Below are 16,521 nucleotides of genomic sequence, written 5' to 3'. Positions count from 1 at the left end.
GGTGTGTTTATAGCTTATGGTTACTTTTTTGCCAGCCGGGTTACGGCTTTCAGATCAGCAGTGATGCTGGCCGCCTCTTCTAAAAACGCGTCTATTTTTTCTACCTTTTCCGGCACATCATCCAGTGATGTAACTTCAGGTAAGCCCAAACGTTTTAAGCGCTCGTTCGTTCTGACTAATTGCTTTGCTTTATTCTCATCACGCTCAGCAACACGGTTTGCCTCACGCAAAGATACCGTTTTATCGTTCATTTGCTGCTTATAATCAGCAATGTCCTGCATCAGATACTGAAACTCAGCTTCTTTGCTAATGCGGGCCTGATGTTTTTGCTGCAACGCAGGCACCAACTGAGAAAGATCATTTAAAGTGGTGTAGTTTGCGGCGTTAATGGAATCCCACGGCAAAGCATACTCTTCTTTACTCTCACCCCATTCTGCCGGATCTATGGCTGTAGGGAACTGAATATCAGGGATCACGCCTTTGTGCTGCGTACTGCCACCGTTAATACGGTAGAACTTGGCAATAGTGTACTGCACACTGCCCAGCGGGCTTTCAAACATATCGTAAATACGGCCCAGTCCACGGTGTTGCTGCACTGTTCCTTTACCAAATGTCTGCTCACCGACAATTAACGCCCGGCCGTAGTCCTGCATAGCTGCAGCAAAAATCTCTGATGCTGAAGCGCTGTAACGGTCTACCATTACGGTCAACGGACCATCATAGTAGCTGACGCCGTCATTGTCTTGCGACACGGATACCTTGCCGTCACCTTCGCGGATTTGAACGACCGGGCCACGGTCAATAAATAAACCGGTCAGCAAGGTCGCTTCCTGTAAAGAACCACCGCCGTTGCCACGTAAATCAACAATGATGCCGTCGACTTTTTCTGTTTTCAAATCAGCCAGCAGCTTTTTTACATCGTCGGCAAGGTTATTATAAAAACCAGGGATGCTGATCACACCGATTTTTTGATCCAGTTCAGACAATACCGGCTTAAACACTTCCGCTTTTGCCGCGCGGTCTTCCAAACGGATTTTATCCCGCACTATGGTAATAACCTGAGCCTGACTGGTGCCAATATCGTTTGCACCAACAACCTGCAGCCGCACAGTACTACCTTTAGGGCCTTTAATAAGGTCTACCACATCATCCAGCCGCCAGCCGATAACATCGACAAACTCGGTTTTATCCTGCGCGACACCGATAATTTTATCTTTCGGCTTTAACTTTTGCGTTAAATCAGCCGGACCGCCGGGCACAAGGCTTTGTATTACGGTGTAGTCCTCATCGGCACGCAGCACCGCACCTATACCTTCGAGCGACAGGTTCATTTCCTGCTGAAAGCGATCAGCATTTCTGGGTGATAAATAAGAAGTGTGGGCTTCAATGCTGCGGGCAAAAGAATTCATTACCAGCTGAAATACATCTTCACTTTCCGTTTGGGCCAGACGCTTTTGCGTGTTGCGGTAGCGCTTAGCCAGGATAGTATTAATTTCCTCAGCCTCTTTGCCTGCCAGTTTCAGGTTCAGCGCATCAAACTTAACTCTTTGCCGCCAGATTTCATTCAGCTCTGCATCACTAGCTGGCCATGCTGCGTCTTCCCGGTCATAGGAGTACTGATCTTCAACGGTAAAATCAAAGCCTTTATCAAGCAGTTGCAGCGCATAATCAAAACGCTCTGAACGCCGCTTCAATGTCAGGTTGAACATTTCGAAGGCAAAACCGAGGTTACCTTTGTTAATACCATCATCGAACTGATCGCGGTATTTCTCAAAGCCATCTACATCAGCTTTAGTTAATACGTTGCGGTAATAGTCGAGGTTCTTAAGATAGGTATCAAACATTCTGGAAGACAGTGCATCATCCAATTGCACATTAGTGTAATGACCACGGGTGAACAGTGCGGCGATCCGCTTACTGGCGGTGGCATGTTGTGCATCCTGCGCCATAGTTGGCAATACCAGAGGCTCTTTCGCTGCATCAGGAGCGGCATTAAGACCAAAGGCGACAAGAAATGCTATTGCTAGTGCTGAATGTTTTTTCATAAGCTACTCTGTGTTGTTCAGGCCAAAAACAAACTGTCCTGACGAGTTTTCACAACCATACCAGAACCCAGTTGCACAGTCACATCGTCTTTATGCACTTCCAGTACCGTTGCTGGCATTGGATTTTGTCCAAGTTTAATCAGTACTTTACTACCAACTATAACCTGGCCCGTTACCACTGGCTGCAATGCAGCTGCTGGCACAGGTGCTTTTTCTGGCTGTGATTGAGAAACAGGCTTCTGATTAACCTTAGTGCTTTTAGAGGGCAGAATTGCTTTTTTGTTCGGTGTTTTTTTGTAAGCAGGTTTGTCTGTTACGGCTGGCGGCGGATTTTTTGCTTTAGCTTCGGCCAGTTTGGCTTTACGCTTTTCAGCCGCTTTGGCTTTGCTTTCTTCTAATAGTTTACTGGCATGTTCTGCCTGAGAAGCATCAATTGGCTCACCGGCAACACCATCTAAATCTATCCGGCTTACCCCTTCTTTGGTTGCTTCCAAATACCGCCAACTGGAGGTATAAATTCTCAGCGCCTGGCGTAACTGAGTTTTACTCACGGTAGCATCATTTTGCAAACGCTCGGCCAGATCCTGAAAAATACCAATTTTCAGTGGCTTAGCTTCACCGGTCAGGCTAAAACATGCCGGAAACTGTGTTGCCAGATATGCCAGTACATCTTTTACTGTTGCCGCTTTTACATTTTGTTCAGTTGGGGTGGTCATTAACGCTTCACTCTTCTTCATCTGCGGCATCCGCATCCGGCTTGCCTTCTTCCAGCTGTTGGCGAACATAAGCCAACGCCCAATCTATTAGTTCATCTTCGTCAGCTTCCAGCAGCACAGTGCCACCACGCAGTTCATCCCAGATAGCGGGCAATAACTGCTCAACCTGAACACTACTGATATCTTCCGGCAAATGTTGCCATACAGCGTGATAAACAGCGTTTATCTTGTCAGTTACCAGCTCTTCTTCACCTTCCCAATCACCGATATCTGCCTGATCAAACAAATAATCGTGAATAGAAATTGTATCTTTCATAGTGTTACTGCCAGATGCTGTTCAAACAATTTAATCAACTGCTCAAGGCCGGCCTGATCATCAGAATCAAACCGCGCCAGAAGCGGGCTGTCGATATCCAACACGGCAATAATTTCACCCTTGTGGCGCAGTGGTAATACTATTTCTGAATTGCTGGCTGCATCACAGGCAATGTGGCCGGGAAATTCGTGCACATCTTTCACCAGTTGCACTTGCCCTGTAGCAACAGCAGTGCCACAAACGCCCTTTCCTACGGCAATACGTACACAGGCGACCTGGCCCTGAAACGGTCCTAACACCAGTTCACCTGCGCGCATGATATAAAAGCCAGCCCAGTTTAAATCCGGTAGCTGATTAAATAATAATGCACTGAGGTTAGCCATATTGGCTATCAGATCGGTTTCACCGTCGATCAACGCCTGCGCTTGCTGGTTTAGCAAACGGTATAACGCGGTTTTATCGGTAGACATGAAATATAGGTTTCTGACTAATGCTCAAAACCCGTACATTACTCGTTTTACCTGAGAATTTAAACCACTTCAGGGCAAAGATTTCCACGCCTGGGCTGTTTTAGTTGTGAACTGAGCCTGTTTGACTGAGATTTATACAATTAACCGGCTATCAGCTGACTATTTTATGCGGGTTTGACGGGTAGTAACGTACCGGTTGCTGCGCCTGATGACTGAAAAAACGGGTGTCTTTATAGGGCAGCTTCATAAACCCACCAACCCCTTCACCACTAATTAACGCCACTTTGGCCAGAATACTTTGTAATAAGCGGTTAAATTCAACCTCTGCTGCCGGGTCCAGCAAACGGTAATAGCTATGGATCTTCATATACAAGGCGGTAACTTCAAAAATAATACAGCCGGTATGGCGGATTAAATTAAGCCGGGCAATGTCGTCCATAATGGCATCGGGTAACACTAACTGCTCGTCAGGATCTCTGCCATCCTCAAAATAGGAGTGTTGCTTACTGGCATCTTCAGTACTTAATACAGGCGCCAGCTGGTAAGGAATATGCGCGTCGCCAGCAGCAACAAAAGGCTCAGTAATGCTGCTGCGGCTGATGTGAATAGTATTGCGTGCATTAAATAAGCAGGCTTTAAAAATACCGACTTTGGCAATAGCGCGCGCTAAAGTCACCACATTATTTACTGACAAAGCAAAAGATTCTGCCAGGCTGGTATCGTATAAATTCAGGCTGGAGTCAATATAAATGCCACTGGCCTGCCAGTGAATAGCCAGGCCGCCAACAACGGGAAAACGGGCCAGCCGGCTTACTGCTGCAACAAAGGCTTTTTCTGTTTCGCCCATACCTGCCAGATAATTCTTGTAGTAGCGCTCTAATTGCACATCATCAACATAAGCGATGCCCTCTTCTTCACTGTGCTCTCGTAAAAAAGACTTACGTGAAGAATAAACAACGGTATCCAGCTCCCGAACCTGCGGGCTTACCCAAACCGGTAGCTGGGCAATATCTTCAAACAACGGCAGTTCTGGTAATACCAAATGTTTTAACCGTGGCATATGTTGCAAAAAATAATCACCGGCCTGAGCACGTAACTGAGCATCATCGGACAACATACTATCGAGCATAGTGGCAAATTCGACCGGCAAGCCCAGGCTGCGTGCAGGTATCGCTTTGCTACCGAAACGGCAAGACTGGCCGGATGCCAACGCATATAAAGTGCCAGCAACTCCCTGTTCGTCAAATCTGGGGCTGGACAAGGCGCCAGTGCGTTGCTCGGGGCCAATAAAATATACATCCCCCATACGGGCATTAGAGGTTTGTAAATCTGCCGACATCAACTGCATTACATTATTGGATAAATACTGGCCATTGGCATCTAACTGGGCAAACACCGATGAGCCCCAGTCAATTAAACTAACCATGCCGCTTTGCTCATCAAACACCAGGTTAGAGGGTTTGACATCGCCATGTACTATCGGCTGAAGTTCACCATCTTTGCGATGGCTACGCAGCGCCAGCAGTACGTCTGCCAACTGGCAAGCAATATCAATTAATAGCCGGGCACTTAAACGGCCATGCTGCAAACTGTAATGTTCTAAATCAATGCCCTTGCCACGCTGCATCATCAGAATGCCTTGCTTTTTAACTACCTGATAGGTGATATAGCGCGGTACATTCGGGTGTTGCACCTGCGATAACATATAAGCTTCGTCAGCCAGCCTCTCCTGAATGTGCTGTGGCAAATTAATACGGGAAAACTTAAATACACAGGCCTGACTACTGGCATCTAAGCCAGCAAAAGCAAAACCATAGGCTCCTTTCCCAATCAACTCAATGTCGCTATAGCCCAGCTTTTCCAGCTCAGAAATACACAACGCCACCCAATCTTTCAGCTTTTTAGCATCATTGGTGTTAAGCAAATAAATAGACTGCTCTTCCGGGATATAAAAGTTTCGCAGCTGGTTTTTATCTTGCATCTGCACTAGGCCTTAACACAGCGCTCAAGCGCCCATTGGCGCAGCGCACTCACCTGCTCTGCCATAACCACCGATAGTGGCTGGGTAGCCGATAGCTCTGCTACTAAATGCGCTAAGCTAAATTCAGCGTTACCCGCGCGGGCACGGAAACCGGCACCAACTACCGCCTGCTCTAACTCTGCACCGGAAAAACCACGACATAACGCCAGCGCCGACTGCAGCGCTTCGTTAGTTAAGCTCAGCTGGCGTTTAGCTAAGTGCAATTTGAGCAGGCGTAAACATTCATCTTCAGTGGGCAAATCAACAAAGAAAATTTCATCAAAGCGGCCTTTACGCAGCAGCTCTGGCGCCAGCTCGTGAATGTTGTTGGCGGTAGCCACCAGAAAAACCTGCGATTTACGCTCAGATAACCAGGTCAGGAAACTGCCGAGTAGACGCCGGGTAACGCCATTGTCGCTATCACCACCGGATAAGCCCTTTTCAATTTCATCTATCCATAACACACAGGGCGACATTGCATCAGCCAGCGCTAACGCCTGAGCGAGGTTTTTCTCGGTTTCACCAATATATTTGTTATACAGCCCGGCCATATCCAACCGCAGCAGCGGCATGCCCCAACTGCCGGCAATGGCTTTGGCCGCCAGGCTTTTGCCGGTGCCCTGCACCCCGGTTAACAACAGGCCTTTGGGGGTGTCGGGCAATTGCTGAATAAATGCCTGTTGGCGCTGTGCTATCCAATGTTTAAGGTTAGCCAGGCCAATAACGTTACTGAAGCTTACGCTGTCAAATACCTGCGACAACACACCGTCAGTTTGCAACAAGCTGAACTTAGCGCGGTTAATCCGCGGTATATCTGCGGCAGTAACAGCGCCATCATCAGCAATGGCTTTGTAGGCTAAGCGCTTTACCTCTTCAAAGGTTAAACCGCGCAGATTTTGTACTAACAGCGTCAGATTATCCGGCGTCAGCTCTGCCGTTATGCCCTGTTTAACCGCATAACTATCGGCCATTTCATGTACTAACTGACGGATTTGTTGATCTGACGGCAAGCTTAACTCAAAGCGATAACATAAACGGGCCAGCTCGGATGGCACCGTTATAGCGTGGCTTAGCAACATAATAGTATGGCCAAGCTGTTCATGCGCCTGCGCAATTTCTTTGATATAGCGTACATGTTTAGGCTCGGCCAAAAACGGATGGAAATCGCACAACACAAAGATACCGGGGTTACGGGTGGCTTTAATTTGTGCCAGCAGGTTTGTGGGATCAGCATTAAACGCCTGAGCACTGTGCTCACTATCCAACCGCTGCAGGCCTTCGGTAATGGTCCATTTAAACACCGGCCGCATTAAATTTAGCGCCAACCGTTTTATCAGCAACAGGGCCCGTGGCTCTTCGTAACTTTCAATTACAATCAGCGGGCTGTGTGCCTGCACCAATACCCGTAGATCATCAAATTCATGCATAGCAGTCCCTGAGCCCAAAACACTATAAAAAAACCCACTACAATGAGTGGGTTTTAGCAGAAAGCCCGGTTAAAACCAAGCAGGATTTAACCAACTAGCGCATTGCTACCAGCATAGCTGATGGCTGCTCCAGATACTGTTTCCACAGATTGGTAAAGCGCGCTATGGTACCGCCATCTATTACGCGGTGATCGCCCGACCAGCTGATTTGCATCAACTGGCGTGCTTCCACCTCGCCTTTGGCATTAAAGCGTGGCAAGGTTTGCACCTTACCCAGTGCTACTATCGCCAGCTCCGGCTTATTGATAATGGGCGTAGCCACAGTGCCGCCAATGGCACCAATATTAGAGATACTGATAGTACCGCCTTTTAAATCAGCCGGGCTGACACGGCCGTCACGGGCCTGCTCGGTTAAGCGGGTTAAATCGTTAGCAATATCAATAATAGATTTACGCTGACAACCTTTGATATTCGGCACCAGTAAACCAATTTTCGAGTCTACTGCTATGCCGATATTATGATCGTCAAAATAGGTCAGCTCAGTGCAGTCCTGATTCACTTTGGCATTCATAATCGGGAACTGATTAATCGCCAGCGACAAGGCCTTAATAAAAAACGGCATCATGGTCAGCTTTACGCCCTGTTTGGCGTACTGATCTTTTAAACCGGCACGCAGCGCTATCAGTTCGGTTAAATCAATCTCTTCACAGTAGGTAAAATGCGGAATGGTTGAAACCGATTCCACCATCTGCCGCGCCATCGCTGCTTTGATGCCTTTAATCGGCTCGCTACGGCTACCGCCTGATGTTACAGTTGCGGAGGCTGTAGTGCTGCTTGCGTTTGCTGCATTACCCGCTGATACATTACCGCTTGATGCAGGGCCGGCTGTGGCCGGTATTTTGCCATCAGCAAAAGCACGTACATCGTCCTTATACACACGGCCTTTATCACCGCTGCCCGGCACCTTGCTGATATCAATACTCAGCTCACGGGCTAAACGACGTACCGCCGGGCTGGCCAGTGCTTTGCCATTAGAGCTGGCACCAGCGCTAACAGCGTCACCTTTTTGCTGTAATGCACAGGCAGCTTTAGCCGGCGCAGCCGTTGCAGTAACAGCAGCCGCTTGCGGCGCTGATGCCAGGCCGGCATGTTGCATCGCAAACAGCGGCGCATGCACCTTGGCAATCTCGCCTTTGGCGTAATACAGCTTAGTTACTTTACCGGAGTACTTGGCCGGAATTTGCACCAGCGCTTTGTCGGTCATTACATCACATACCGGCTGATCTTCAACGATGTCATCGCCTTCGCTAACTAACCAGTCGACAATTTCACACTCGACAATGCCTTCGCCAATATCGGGCAGAATAAAATCTTCGCTACCGGCAGAAGCAGCCGCCGTGGGCGCAGCAACAGCCTCCGGTTGCGCGGCAACCGCTGTGTTATCCGTGCCGGCCAGTTGCATTTCAAACAGCGGTGCATGCACTTTGGCAATATCACCTTTGGCATAATACAGTTTGCTTACCACACCGTTATGCACCGCCGGAATTTGCACCAGGGCTTTATCGGTCATTACATCGCATACCGGCTGGTCTTCAGTGATGGTGTCACCCTCGGCAACCAGCCAGTCAACAATTTCACACTCAACTATACCTTCACCGATATCCGGCAGAATAAAATCTTTTTTCATTGCTGCCTCCGTTAAAAGTTAACTGAGCGTTTTATCGCTTCGTAGGTTTTTAAATGATCCGCCACGTACTCTTTTTCCAGCGCCAGCGGGTACGGTGTATCCATACCACAGACCCGTTCAATCGGGCTTTCCAGGTGCAGGAAACACATTTTCTGGATAGTGGCGGCAATTTCACCGGCAAAACCGCCGGTTAACGGCGCTTCATGGTTAATAACCAGCCGGCCGGTTTTTTTGACCGACGCGGCTACCGTATCGGCATCCCACGGCAATATGCTGCGCAGGTCTATCACTTCACAGGAAATGCCGTCTTTTTCAGCCATTTCTACTGCTTTTTGCACTATTTCCATCTGCGCACCCCAGGCCAGCACAGTAATGTCTTTACCTTGCTGCGTTACCTCGGCTTTACCCAGTTCAATTTCGTAGTACTCTTCCGGCACTTCGCCGGTGGAGGCACGGTACAGCTTTTTCGGTTCAAAGAAAATAACCGGATCCGGACAGGCAATAGAGGCCAATAACAAGCCTTTGGCCTGATACGGGTCACGCGGGATCACTACCTTTAAACCCGGAGTATGGGCAAAATAGGCTTCCGGTGACTGGCTGTGATAATGACCACCGGCAATACCGCCACCGTACGGGCTTCTGAACACTATACCGCCGACATTAAACTCATTACCGGAGCGGTAGCGGAACTTGGCGGTCTCGTTAACGATTTGGTCAAAGGCCGGGAAGATATAGTCGGCAAACTGAATTTCCGCTACCGGCTTCATACCCTGGGCTGCCATACCGTTAGCAAAACCGGCAATGCCCTGCTCAGTTAACGGTGTATTAAAGCAGCGCGCTTTGCCGTATTTTTCCTGCAGTTTGCTGGTGGCGCGAAACACACCACCAAAGTGGCCTACGTCTTCACCAAAACACACTACGCTGTCGTCTTTGGCCATGGCTAAATCAAGCGCATTATTAATGGCCTGCAACATGTTCATTTTTGCCATTAGTCTAGTCTCCCCGCCGTTACCGGATACGCTTCCGGGTAATTACGGATATGCGCTTTTAATTCATCTAATTGTTGTTGTAATGCCGGAATCGGCTCGGCGTACACATCAGAAATAAGGTGCTCTATGCCAGGCTTAGCCACTTTTTCCGCCACTTTTAACGCATCGAGAATTTCGGTACGCAGCGCTTCAATAGTGGCTTTATCGTCGGCTTCGTTCAACCAGCCTTTTTCTACCAGCCATAACCGGAACCGGGCGATAGGGTCGTTCTGGCGCCACTTTTCTTCTTCTTCTTTTGAGCGGTAACCACTTGGATCGTCAGACGAGGAATGAGCACCTAAACGGTAAGCAATAGATTCAATTAACACCGGCTCGTTATGCTTAAGTGCATGGTCACGCGCCATTTTAGTCGCCTGATACACGGCTAAAATATCGGCACCGTCTACCCGCAGGGCTTTCATACCGTAACCGACTGCACGGCAGGCAATACCATCACCAACAAACTGCTCACTGGCCGGCGTGGAAATGGCATAGCCATTGTTACGACAGAAGAAAATTACCGGCGCCTTGTGTACCGCCGCCATATTTAACCCGGCGTGGAAATCGCCTTCTGAGGCTGCACCTTCACCGAAATAACAGATAGTGGTGTTAGGTAAACCACGCAGCTTTTGCGCATAAGCATAACCGCTGGCCTGGGGGATTTGCGTGCCCAGCGGTGACGATATCGTCATATAGTAAATGTCTTTGCTGCCGTAATGTACCGGCATCTGCCGGCCTTTACCCAAATCTTTTTCGTTGGAAAACAGCTGGTTCATAAACTGCTCCAGCGTAAAACCACGATAACGCAACGCACCCTGCTCGCGATACTGCGCCATGATCATATCTTGCTCTGCCAATGCCGCGGCGCTACCTACCGTAGTGGCTTCTTCGCCTAAGCACTGCATATAAAAGCTGATGCGGCCCTGACGCTGGGCAGCCAACATGCGCTCATCCAGTACCCGGGTAAACACCATGGTATCGTACATTTTAATGGCGGTGGCTTTATCCAACTCCGGCGCTACCGCACCTTCGTACAGGCTGCCATCGTCACGTAAAATGCGTAGTGTAGGAATTTTTAACGCATCACCGGCGGTAAACTCCGCAGTGTGCACCGTGGTAATGGTGGCGTTATTTGGGTTAGTCATAGGGTGTCTCTTGTTTGTTATACGTGTCAGACAGGTGGCAGCTCCGCCAGCCCGGTCTTGGTATCAGGCTGGCGGAACTTAGCTTTTACCGTCCAGTATAGCGGCTTTAACCGCTCTCCCCGTTTTGTGCCTGGCTTTAGCCGGCACCGGTGTGTTCTGATTATTATCGGCGGCAACTTTACCTTTACGTAAACTGCATTGCAACCGACACGCCCGTTCTGGTAAGTGCCGCGCAGTAATGACTGTCAGCTTAAATTTACTCTTTACAGCAGTTTACTGTGGTAATCAGCCGTTAAGCGATATTGTGCGCCACTGTAGTGGGCACCACCATCAGCATAGCGCGCTGGCCTATGGCCACTTTGGCATTGGGGAAAATAATGGCTTCACCTTCGCGCTCTACTCTGTACTCTATATCACCGTCTGTCGCCAGCAAGGTGCCTTGCGGATAGGCAGTAAAGTTTTCTACGTCATCGGCAAAGTGCAGTTTAAACTCCTGCGTTTGCTTATTGATCGCGCGATACACCTGATACAGCTGAAACTGCTGCTCATCAAAATGTACTGTGCTAACCGCGGCTTCGCTAACCAGTTGCCGCAGCGCGGCGCGTGCTTTGGCAAAACGTTGCATATCGTTCCGGCCAAACGGCTGTACCTTACCCAGTTCAATGGTAAAGGCATCGGCGCCATGCGTATTAGAAGCGTAGTAGCTAAAAGTAGACGCCGGCGTTTGCATTAACAGCACTGTCGTGACATCACAGGCCTGCAAAAACTCAAACTGGGCCTTTTGCCACGGCTTATTATGCAAGAACGGATACACGGCGAATTTTTCAAAACGGGAGCCACGGATAGCGGTGTGTAAATCATACAAATATCGGTTACGCGGCACCACATTGGTTACGCGTACCTCTTGATAGAAACGGCTGACATACTCCTCCAACGCCTTGGCACGCTTGCGCTCAGCGTTAATCAGGCCCGCCCCCATGCTGTGGTGACCGGAAAACAGCCTGTTCAGGTTTTCGGTAATTTCGCGTGTGCTGGCATTTATCGCGGCAGGATTACCAAACAGTACTAACAAGCGGTGTTTAAGTTGAAGTTGGCCGGTTAGCAGGTCTTTTACCAGCTCGGCACAAATTTCTATCGGCGCAGTTTCATTGCCATGCACGCCACAAGACAAAACAATATCTTTAGTATTGCTTTCACTGAGCACCGGCTCAAAGCATATTACGCCAGTATCGAGAATACTGACCGTCGTGCCATTAGGTAAGGTGAACTGTGATGATGGCAAGCCATCAGGGTTTGAAAGAGTCAGTTGCAAAAAGTCGCCATGTTGCAGCAGTTGGGCGTGTTGGGTAGATAAGTGCGCCATGCGCCAGCTCCAGATTGTTATAATGTGCTGATTCTACCGCAGTTACTGCACTCAGCCAAACCGGACGCTTGCTTACACTGTAAATCAGCCCAGCTCCTCTGTATACATTGACACCTGATCCCGCCCGGACTGCTTAGCTTTGTACATTGCCAGATCTGCATCAGCTAATAATTGCTTAAGCTGATAGCCGGACGTATCCGAAGAGCTGACACCAAAACTAGCCCGTAGTGGAAATGTATAACCACTGCCTTTTGTGTCTATAGTGGCAATGGCATCGCGGCATATTTCTGCCATTAGTGCAGCTTTATCAGCATGGCAGCCAGGCAACACCACTGCAAATTCTTCACCACCAATACGACCAAACACATCATTATTGCGCATAAAATTACGACAGGTTTTTACCACCTGCTGCAATGCCCAATCGCCTGCGGCATGACCGTATTGGTCATTTATATTCTTAAAATAATCCAGGTCGAACAAAATCAGTGCTGCAGGTTTTGCATCCAACTCACAGTAATCCAACGCCACCCTGGCTTGGTTGTTAAAATGATAACGGTTACTGATCCCGGTTAACTGGTCGTACTCAGCCATTTTCTTAAAGCGGCTACGCCCCGACATACCGCGATAGGCCATAAAACTGACCAGAGCCACGATTAACAGTAACAGCAGCATAATAAGCCGGTTTTGTTGAACCTCTTGCTCATACAGGTTTTTTTGCAAAAATAGGAGTTCGTTATCTTTATCAAGTAAGGCTAAGCGCTGATCTTTTACTTCTATTTCAGCTTTAGCTACATGGTAAGCTTGTTGCCGCACAAAACGGTCATCACTGTTTGCTTTCAGCGCAGAGGTATACTTTATATGGTACTCCAAGGCTTTATTATAATCTCTGCGTGAATGGTTGACCTGATATAGCACATCATAAGCATTTAACACCGGCACACTGAATTCTGAGCTGCCGGAATACTGCAAGGTGCGCCTGGCCAACTCTTCAGCTGCATCATATTGTGCCAGTGCCAGATTATTTTTTGCAGCAGCCCCTAAAACGCCCGCAAGCAGAAACGGATAATTTGTTTTAGCAACAGAATCTATAAATGATTGATAATACTCGTCTGCCTGTTGATACTGTTCATGCAGCAATAAATAGTTATAGTATTTCAGGCGAATCAGGTTAGCAAAAATCAGCTCACGGTGATTAACACAGTGGCTTACTGACAGTTCAACATTAGTGCTAAATAGCTCCCATTGCCCTAACCCATACAGAGATTCAATTAAATGGTGTCGGCCATGACACAATGCTTTTTCAGATGTAGCGCTGTTGATCAGTAGCTGAGCATAAAACCGGGCAATGTCAAACTCTGACAGTTGATTATATGTATAAGCCAGCACGCTCAGGCCGTGTTCTTTTGCCCGGGTTGATGTGACAGACTGAACTTCACGACTTACTTGCTCAAGATAAGAAAACGCATTGCGATAATTTCGGGTTACGGCAAATACATTAACCAGCAGTGCTTTAACGCGAAACACAATTTCTGGCGCAGTATCACGCGCTAGCATTGATTCAAGCAGCACTGCTGCGCCGTCAAAATCACCGCGCAGCGACTTTTCGTAACTTTGTAGTAACTCTAGATAATCTTGTTGATATTGTGTCAGCTCAGCAGGGTTTTCAGCGATAATTGCCAGCTTTTCACTGAATTCAGCTACATTGACCACTTTCAGATCATCCAGCGCGTCCAATCGCGCAGTCATTTCACTGGCTGATGCAATAGCAACGAAACCAGCACAGATTATCCATGCCGGTTTTATCAGCTTAATTAACAGTGGCTGAGCCAATCTAAAAGCTAGCGGCAACCGCTGACTTTTCCCCGGTTTCGTCGTCATTCTCAGGCACGTCTTGTGGCGGTTCTTCTGCGGGGCAAATGGCACATACCACTTTGTTCCGCACCTGTAGCAAGGCCTCTAACTGAACGTGATCCCTGGTCAAAATGGCATGTTGCACCTGAACATCCATATCCAACGGGTTAAATACTTTTTGTAATGTTGCAGTATCCAGACTCTGTAACGCAGCACTCTGGCCTAAAGTTTCAAGCAAGCTAATCACTTTATTCATCGACAGTTCCTGTAAGGTTGTTACGCGAACGTAAAAGGCATTAAACTCAATCAAACTTTAAATACCATCCTGCACCCGGCCGTAACGAATTACAACTACTACAGGAATGTTATAATACAGAACGACAATAAATTTTTAATCTGCGGTATCCATAAGGTGGGTATAAGTGGCGATCTGATCTCGTCCCGACTGCTTGGCACTGTACATTGCCAGATCCGCATCTGCCAATAACTGTTTAAGCTGATAGCCCGATATATCAGAAGAACTGACACCAAAGCTGGCACTAAGCGGGAACTGATAACCGCTTTCTGTTGTATCTATAGTAGCAATGGCGTCACGGCATATTTCTGCCAGTAGTGCGGCTTTATCGGCGTGGCAGCCCGGCAACACTACAGCAAACTCTTCACCGCCAATCCGTCCAAATACATCATTGTTGCGCATAAAGTTACGACAGGTTTTTACTACCTGTTGCAACGCCCAATCACCGGTAGCATGGCCATAGTTGTCATTGATAGTTTTAAAATAATCCAGGTCAAACAGGATGAGTGCAGCGGGCTTAGCGTTAAGCTCACAATAATCCAGAGCTACTTTAGCCAAATTGTTAAAATGATAACGGTTACTGATACCGGTTAATTGGTCAAACTCAGCAATTTTTTTAAAGCGTTTACGGCCGGACATGCCTCGATAAGCCATAAAGCTAGCAATAATCAACACAGAAAACAGCAAAAGCAATAGCAGCCGGTTTTGTTTTACTTCATGCTCATAGAGATTTTTTTGTAACGACAACAACTCATTGTCTTTGTCTAACAAAGCGATACGCTTATCCTTTACTTCTAACTCACCTTCGGCAAGGTGGAACGCCAGTTGCTGATTTGTTTTGTCGTCCTGATATGTTTTTTCAAGCGCGCTATGCTTCTCAAAATAGGCCAATGCAGCCTCGAAATTACCTTTACGTTTTTCTAGGTCAGCTAAAAGCTTATATAATTCTGTTTGCACAAAATTGATAGATGTGTGTTCAATCTGTCTAAGAGCTGTCGCAGCTAAAAGCTCTGCATTGCTAAGGTCTCCGGCGCGAAGATATGCTTGTGCTGTAATATTTAATATGCCTGCAATCAACATCGGATAACCTGTCGCAACTACATCCTCTGAAATACTTTGGTATAAACTTGTAATTTCACTGAGGCGCTCTAAGTGAAGCAAAACCTGCATTTTATCTCTAAGCATGATAATTTCAGGTATTTTCTCTTTAGATTTTCGGCATGTTGCGATGCCATGGTCAATTTCAGACAAAAAATCACTGTTTTTTTTCAGATTTGCCAGAGAAGTTAATTTATGAACTAATACCCTGCAAACAAGTTGCTGATCTTTTATTGAATTTAAGAATTGTTCAGAATAAAACAGTGCAATTTCATATTTTTCAATTCCATTATAGAGCATGGCTATGTTGCCTACGGCCTGAGCCCTGGCAACAGCATCATCAATAAAAGGCAACTCTTTATTTAGCTCGCCTAATAACAAAAATGCGTTTAAGTAATCATGCGAAATCGCATATAAATTCACAGCAAGAACTTTAGCTCTGAAATGATAAATACCAGACGAAGTTGATTGGATAAGTGGAGCAAGGTAAATAAATGCCTGCTCGTACTCGCCCGCAAGCGACTTTTCATAACCTTTTAACAAAGCAAAATACTGGCTTTCCTCTTCAGTAAAACTACTTTTTACTTTTTCCAACTCTGCTAGTCCGGCGCTAAAACTAGTAAAGTTAATCAGCCTGATTTCTTCGAGCTGAGTAAGCTGACTAAGAAAAACCGAGGCCAGTATGCTTTGTGATGAACAAAGCAACACAATAGCCACCATCCAACAGATGAATGGTGTTTGTGTAAGTTTGAATTTCATCGTTAAACTTGATTAGCGCCAAGCGCTTGACTGAGTGGGCTCTTCTTCTTCAGGTTCTGGTAGCTCAACAGGAGTGTCTTCCGGATCGGGCTGATTAATCATACAAACGATCTTATGTCTCACGTCCAGTAGAGCTTCTAGCTTCGCTACATTTCTCTCTCTTATCGCCTGTTGAACCTCAGTATCTATGTCGAGAGGATTAAAAACACTATTAAGCCGTTCGTTTGGTAATTCAGAAAAATCGGCTGTCGTCCCCAAAGTTTCTAAAACTTTTATTATTGAGTGCATAATGCTGCCTCTT

14 protein-coding genes are annotated in these 16,521 nt (G+C 47.3%); all 14 read right to left on the bottom strand.

The genetic code is table 11. The features are described from left to right. Positions 1-20 precede the first annotated feature (20 nt). Positions 21-2,045, bottom strand: a complete 2,025-nt coding sequence (gene prc, locus BLW68_RS09850) for a carboxy terminal-processing peptidase (protein ID WP_092792824.1) — start codon at positions 2,043-2,045, stop codon at positions 21-23. A gap of 17 nt (positions 2,046-2,062) precedes the next feature. Next, on the bottom strand, positions 2,063-2,782 hold the full coding sequence (gene proQ / locus BLW68_RS09845; protein WP_245728311.1) for an RNA chaperone ProQ: 720 nt from the start codon (positions 2,780-2,782) through the stop codon (positions 2,063-2,065). Beyond that, positions 2,769-3,077 carry a hypothetical protein gene (locus BLW68_RS09840; protein ID WP_092792821.1) on the bottom strand — a complete coding sequence of 103 codons (309 nt, stop codon included), beginning with the start codon at positions 3,075-3,077 and terminating at the stop codon, positions 2,769-2,771. Before BLW68_RS09840 ends, proQ begins: the two co-directional genes overlap by 14 nt. Further along, positions 3,074-3,547: a GAF domain-containing protein gene (locus BLW68_RS09835; protein WP_092792818.1), complete on the bottom strand. Its 474-nt coding sequence runs from the start codon at positions 3,545-3,547 to the stop codon at positions 3,074-3,076. Before BLW68_RS09835 ends, BLW68_RS09840 begins: the two co-directional genes overlap by 4 nt. 151 nt (positions 3,548-3,698) lie before the next feature. Then, positions 3,699-5,528: a protein kinase domain-containing protein gene (locus tag BLW68_RS09830; protein ID WP_092792815.1), complete on the bottom strand. Its 1,830-nt coding sequence runs from the start codon at positions 5,526-5,528 to the stop codon at positions 3,699-3,701. A gap of 5 nt (positions 5,529-5,533) precedes the next feature. Then, positions 5,534-6,994 (bottom strand): AAA family ATPase, encoded by a 1,461-nt coding sequence (locus tag BLW68_RS09825; RefSeq protein WP_092792813.1) that lies wholly within the window; start codon positions 6,992-6,994, stop codon positions 5,534-5,536. Between the two features lie 94 nt (positions 6,995-7,088). Then, positions 7,089-8,681 carry a dihydrolipoyllysine-residue acetyltransferase gene (locus BLW68_RS09820; protein WP_092792810.1) on the bottom strand — a complete coding sequence of 531 codons (1,593 nt, stop codon included), beginning with the start codon at positions 8,679-8,681 and terminating at the stop codon, positions 7,089-7,091. 11 nt (positions 8,682-8,692) lie between these two features. Further along, positions 8,693-9,670, bottom strand: a complete 978-nt coding sequence (locus BLW68_RS09815; RefSeq protein ID WP_092792807.1) for an alpha-ketoacid dehydrogenase subunit beta — start codon at positions 9,668-9,670, stop codon at positions 8,693-8,695. Next, entirely contained in the window at positions 9,670-10,854 is a 1,185-nt protein-coding gene (locus BLW68_RS09810) for a thiamine pyrophosphate-dependent dehydrogenase E1 component subunit alpha (protein ID WP_068231910.1), read from the bottom strand. The genes BLW68_RS09815 and BLW68_RS09810 overlap by 1 nt, the downstream gene beginning before the upstream one ends. A 292-nt stretch (positions 10,855-11,146) precedes the next feature. Next, positions 11,147-12,217 carry a succinylglutamate desuccinylase gene (astE, locus tag BLW68_RS09805; RefSeq protein ID WP_092792804.1) on the bottom strand — a complete coding sequence of 357 codons (1,071 nt, stop codon included), beginning with the start codon at positions 12,215-12,217 and terminating at the stop codon, positions 11,147-11,149. Between the two features lie 84 nt (positions 12,218-12,301). Beyond that, positions 12,302-13,963, bottom strand: a complete 1,662-nt coding sequence (locus tag BLW68_RS09800; RefSeq protein WP_177172201.1) for a GGDEF domain-containing protein — start codon at positions 13,961-13,963, stop codon at positions 12,302-12,304. Between the two features lie 85 nt (positions 13,964-14,048). Continuing rightward, on the bottom strand, positions 14,049-14,324 hold the full coding sequence (locus tag BLW68_RS09795) for a hypothetical protein (protein WP_092792801.1): 276 nt from the start codon (positions 14,322-14,324) through the stop codon (positions 14,049-14,051). A 135-nt stretch (positions 14,325-14,459) separates the two neighbouring features. Continuing rightward, the gene (locus BLW68_RS09790) at positions 14,460-16,220 is read right to left on the bottom strand and encodes a sensor domain-containing diguanylate cyclase (RefSeq protein ID WP_092792798.1); all 1,761 of its coding nucleotides are present in this window, start codon (positions 16,218-16,220) and stop codon (positions 14,460-14,462) included. A 12-nt stretch (positions 16,221-16,232) separates the two neighbouring features. After that, the gene (locus BLW68_RS09785) at positions 16,233-16,508 is read right to left on the bottom strand and encodes a hypothetical protein (protein ID WP_092792795.1); all 276 of its coding nucleotides are present in this window, start codon (positions 16,506-16,508) and stop codon (positions 16,233-16,235) included. Positions 16,509-16,521: the final 13 nt, after the last annotated feature.

It is taken from the genome of Rheinheimera pacifica (assembly GCF_900108485.1).
GTDB classification, from domain to species: domain Bacteria; phylum Pseudomonadota; class Gammaproteobacteria; order Enterobacterales; family Alteromonadaceae; genus Alishewanella; species Alishewanella pacifica.
This window is presented reverse-complemented; position numbering and strand designations above follow the sequence as displayed.

Bases quoted from the DNA above. Each gene is read 5' to 3' on its own strand.
- prc (WP_092792824.1), bottom strand. From the start codon at position 2,045: ATGAAAAAACATTCAGCACTAGCAATAGCATTTCTTGTCGCCTTTGGT.
- proQ (WP_245728311.1), bottom strand. From the start codon at position 2,782: ATGAAGAAGAGTGAAGCGTTAATGACCACCCCAACTGAACAAAATGTA.
- BLW68_RS09840 (WP_092792821.1), bottom strand. From the start codon at position 3,077: ATGAAAGATACAATTTCTATTCACGATTATTTGTTTGATCAGGCAGAT.
- BLW68_RS09835 (WP_092792818.1), bottom strand. From the start codon at position 3,547: ATGTCTACCGATAAAACCGCGTTATACCGTTTGCTAAACCAGCAAGCG.
- BLW68_RS09830 (WP_092792815.1), bottom strand. From the start codon at position 5,528: ATGCAAGATAAAAACCAGCTGCGAAACTTTTATATCCCGGAAGAGCAG.
- BLW68_RS09825 (WP_092792813.1), bottom strand. From the start codon at position 6,994: ATGCATGAATTTGATGATCTACGGGTATTGGTGCAGGCACACAGCCCG.
- BLW68_RS09820 (WP_092792810.1), bottom strand. From the start codon at position 8,681: ATGAAAAAAGATTTTATTCTGCCGGATATCGGTGAAGGTATAGTTGAG.
- BLW68_RS09815 (WP_092792807.1), bottom strand. From the start codon at position 9,670: ATGGCAAAAATGAACATGTTGCAGGCCATTAATAATGCGCTTGATTTA.
- BLW68_RS09810 (WP_068231910.1), bottom strand. From the start codon at position 10,854: ATGACTAACCCAAATAACGCCACCATTACCACGGTGCACACTGCGGAG.
- astE (WP_092792804.1), bottom strand. From the start codon at position 12,217: ATGGCGCACTTATCTACCCAACACGCCCAACTGCTGCAACATGGCGAC.
- BLW68_RS09800 (WP_177172201.1), bottom strand. From the start codon at position 13,963: ATGACTGCGCGATTGGACGCGCTGGATGATCTGAAAGTGGTCAATGTA.
- BLW68_RS09795 (WP_092792801.1), bottom strand. From the start codon at position 14,324: ATGAATAAAGTGATTAGCTTGCTTGAAACTTTAGGCCAGAGTGCTGCG.
- BLW68_RS09790 (WP_092792798.1), bottom strand. From the start codon at position 16,220: ATGAAATTCAAACTTACACAAACACCATTCATCTGTTGGATGGTGGCT.
- BLW68_RS09785 (WP_092792795.1), bottom strand. From the start codon at position 16,508: ATGCACTCAATAATAAAAGTTTTAGAAACTTTGGGGACGACAGCCGAT.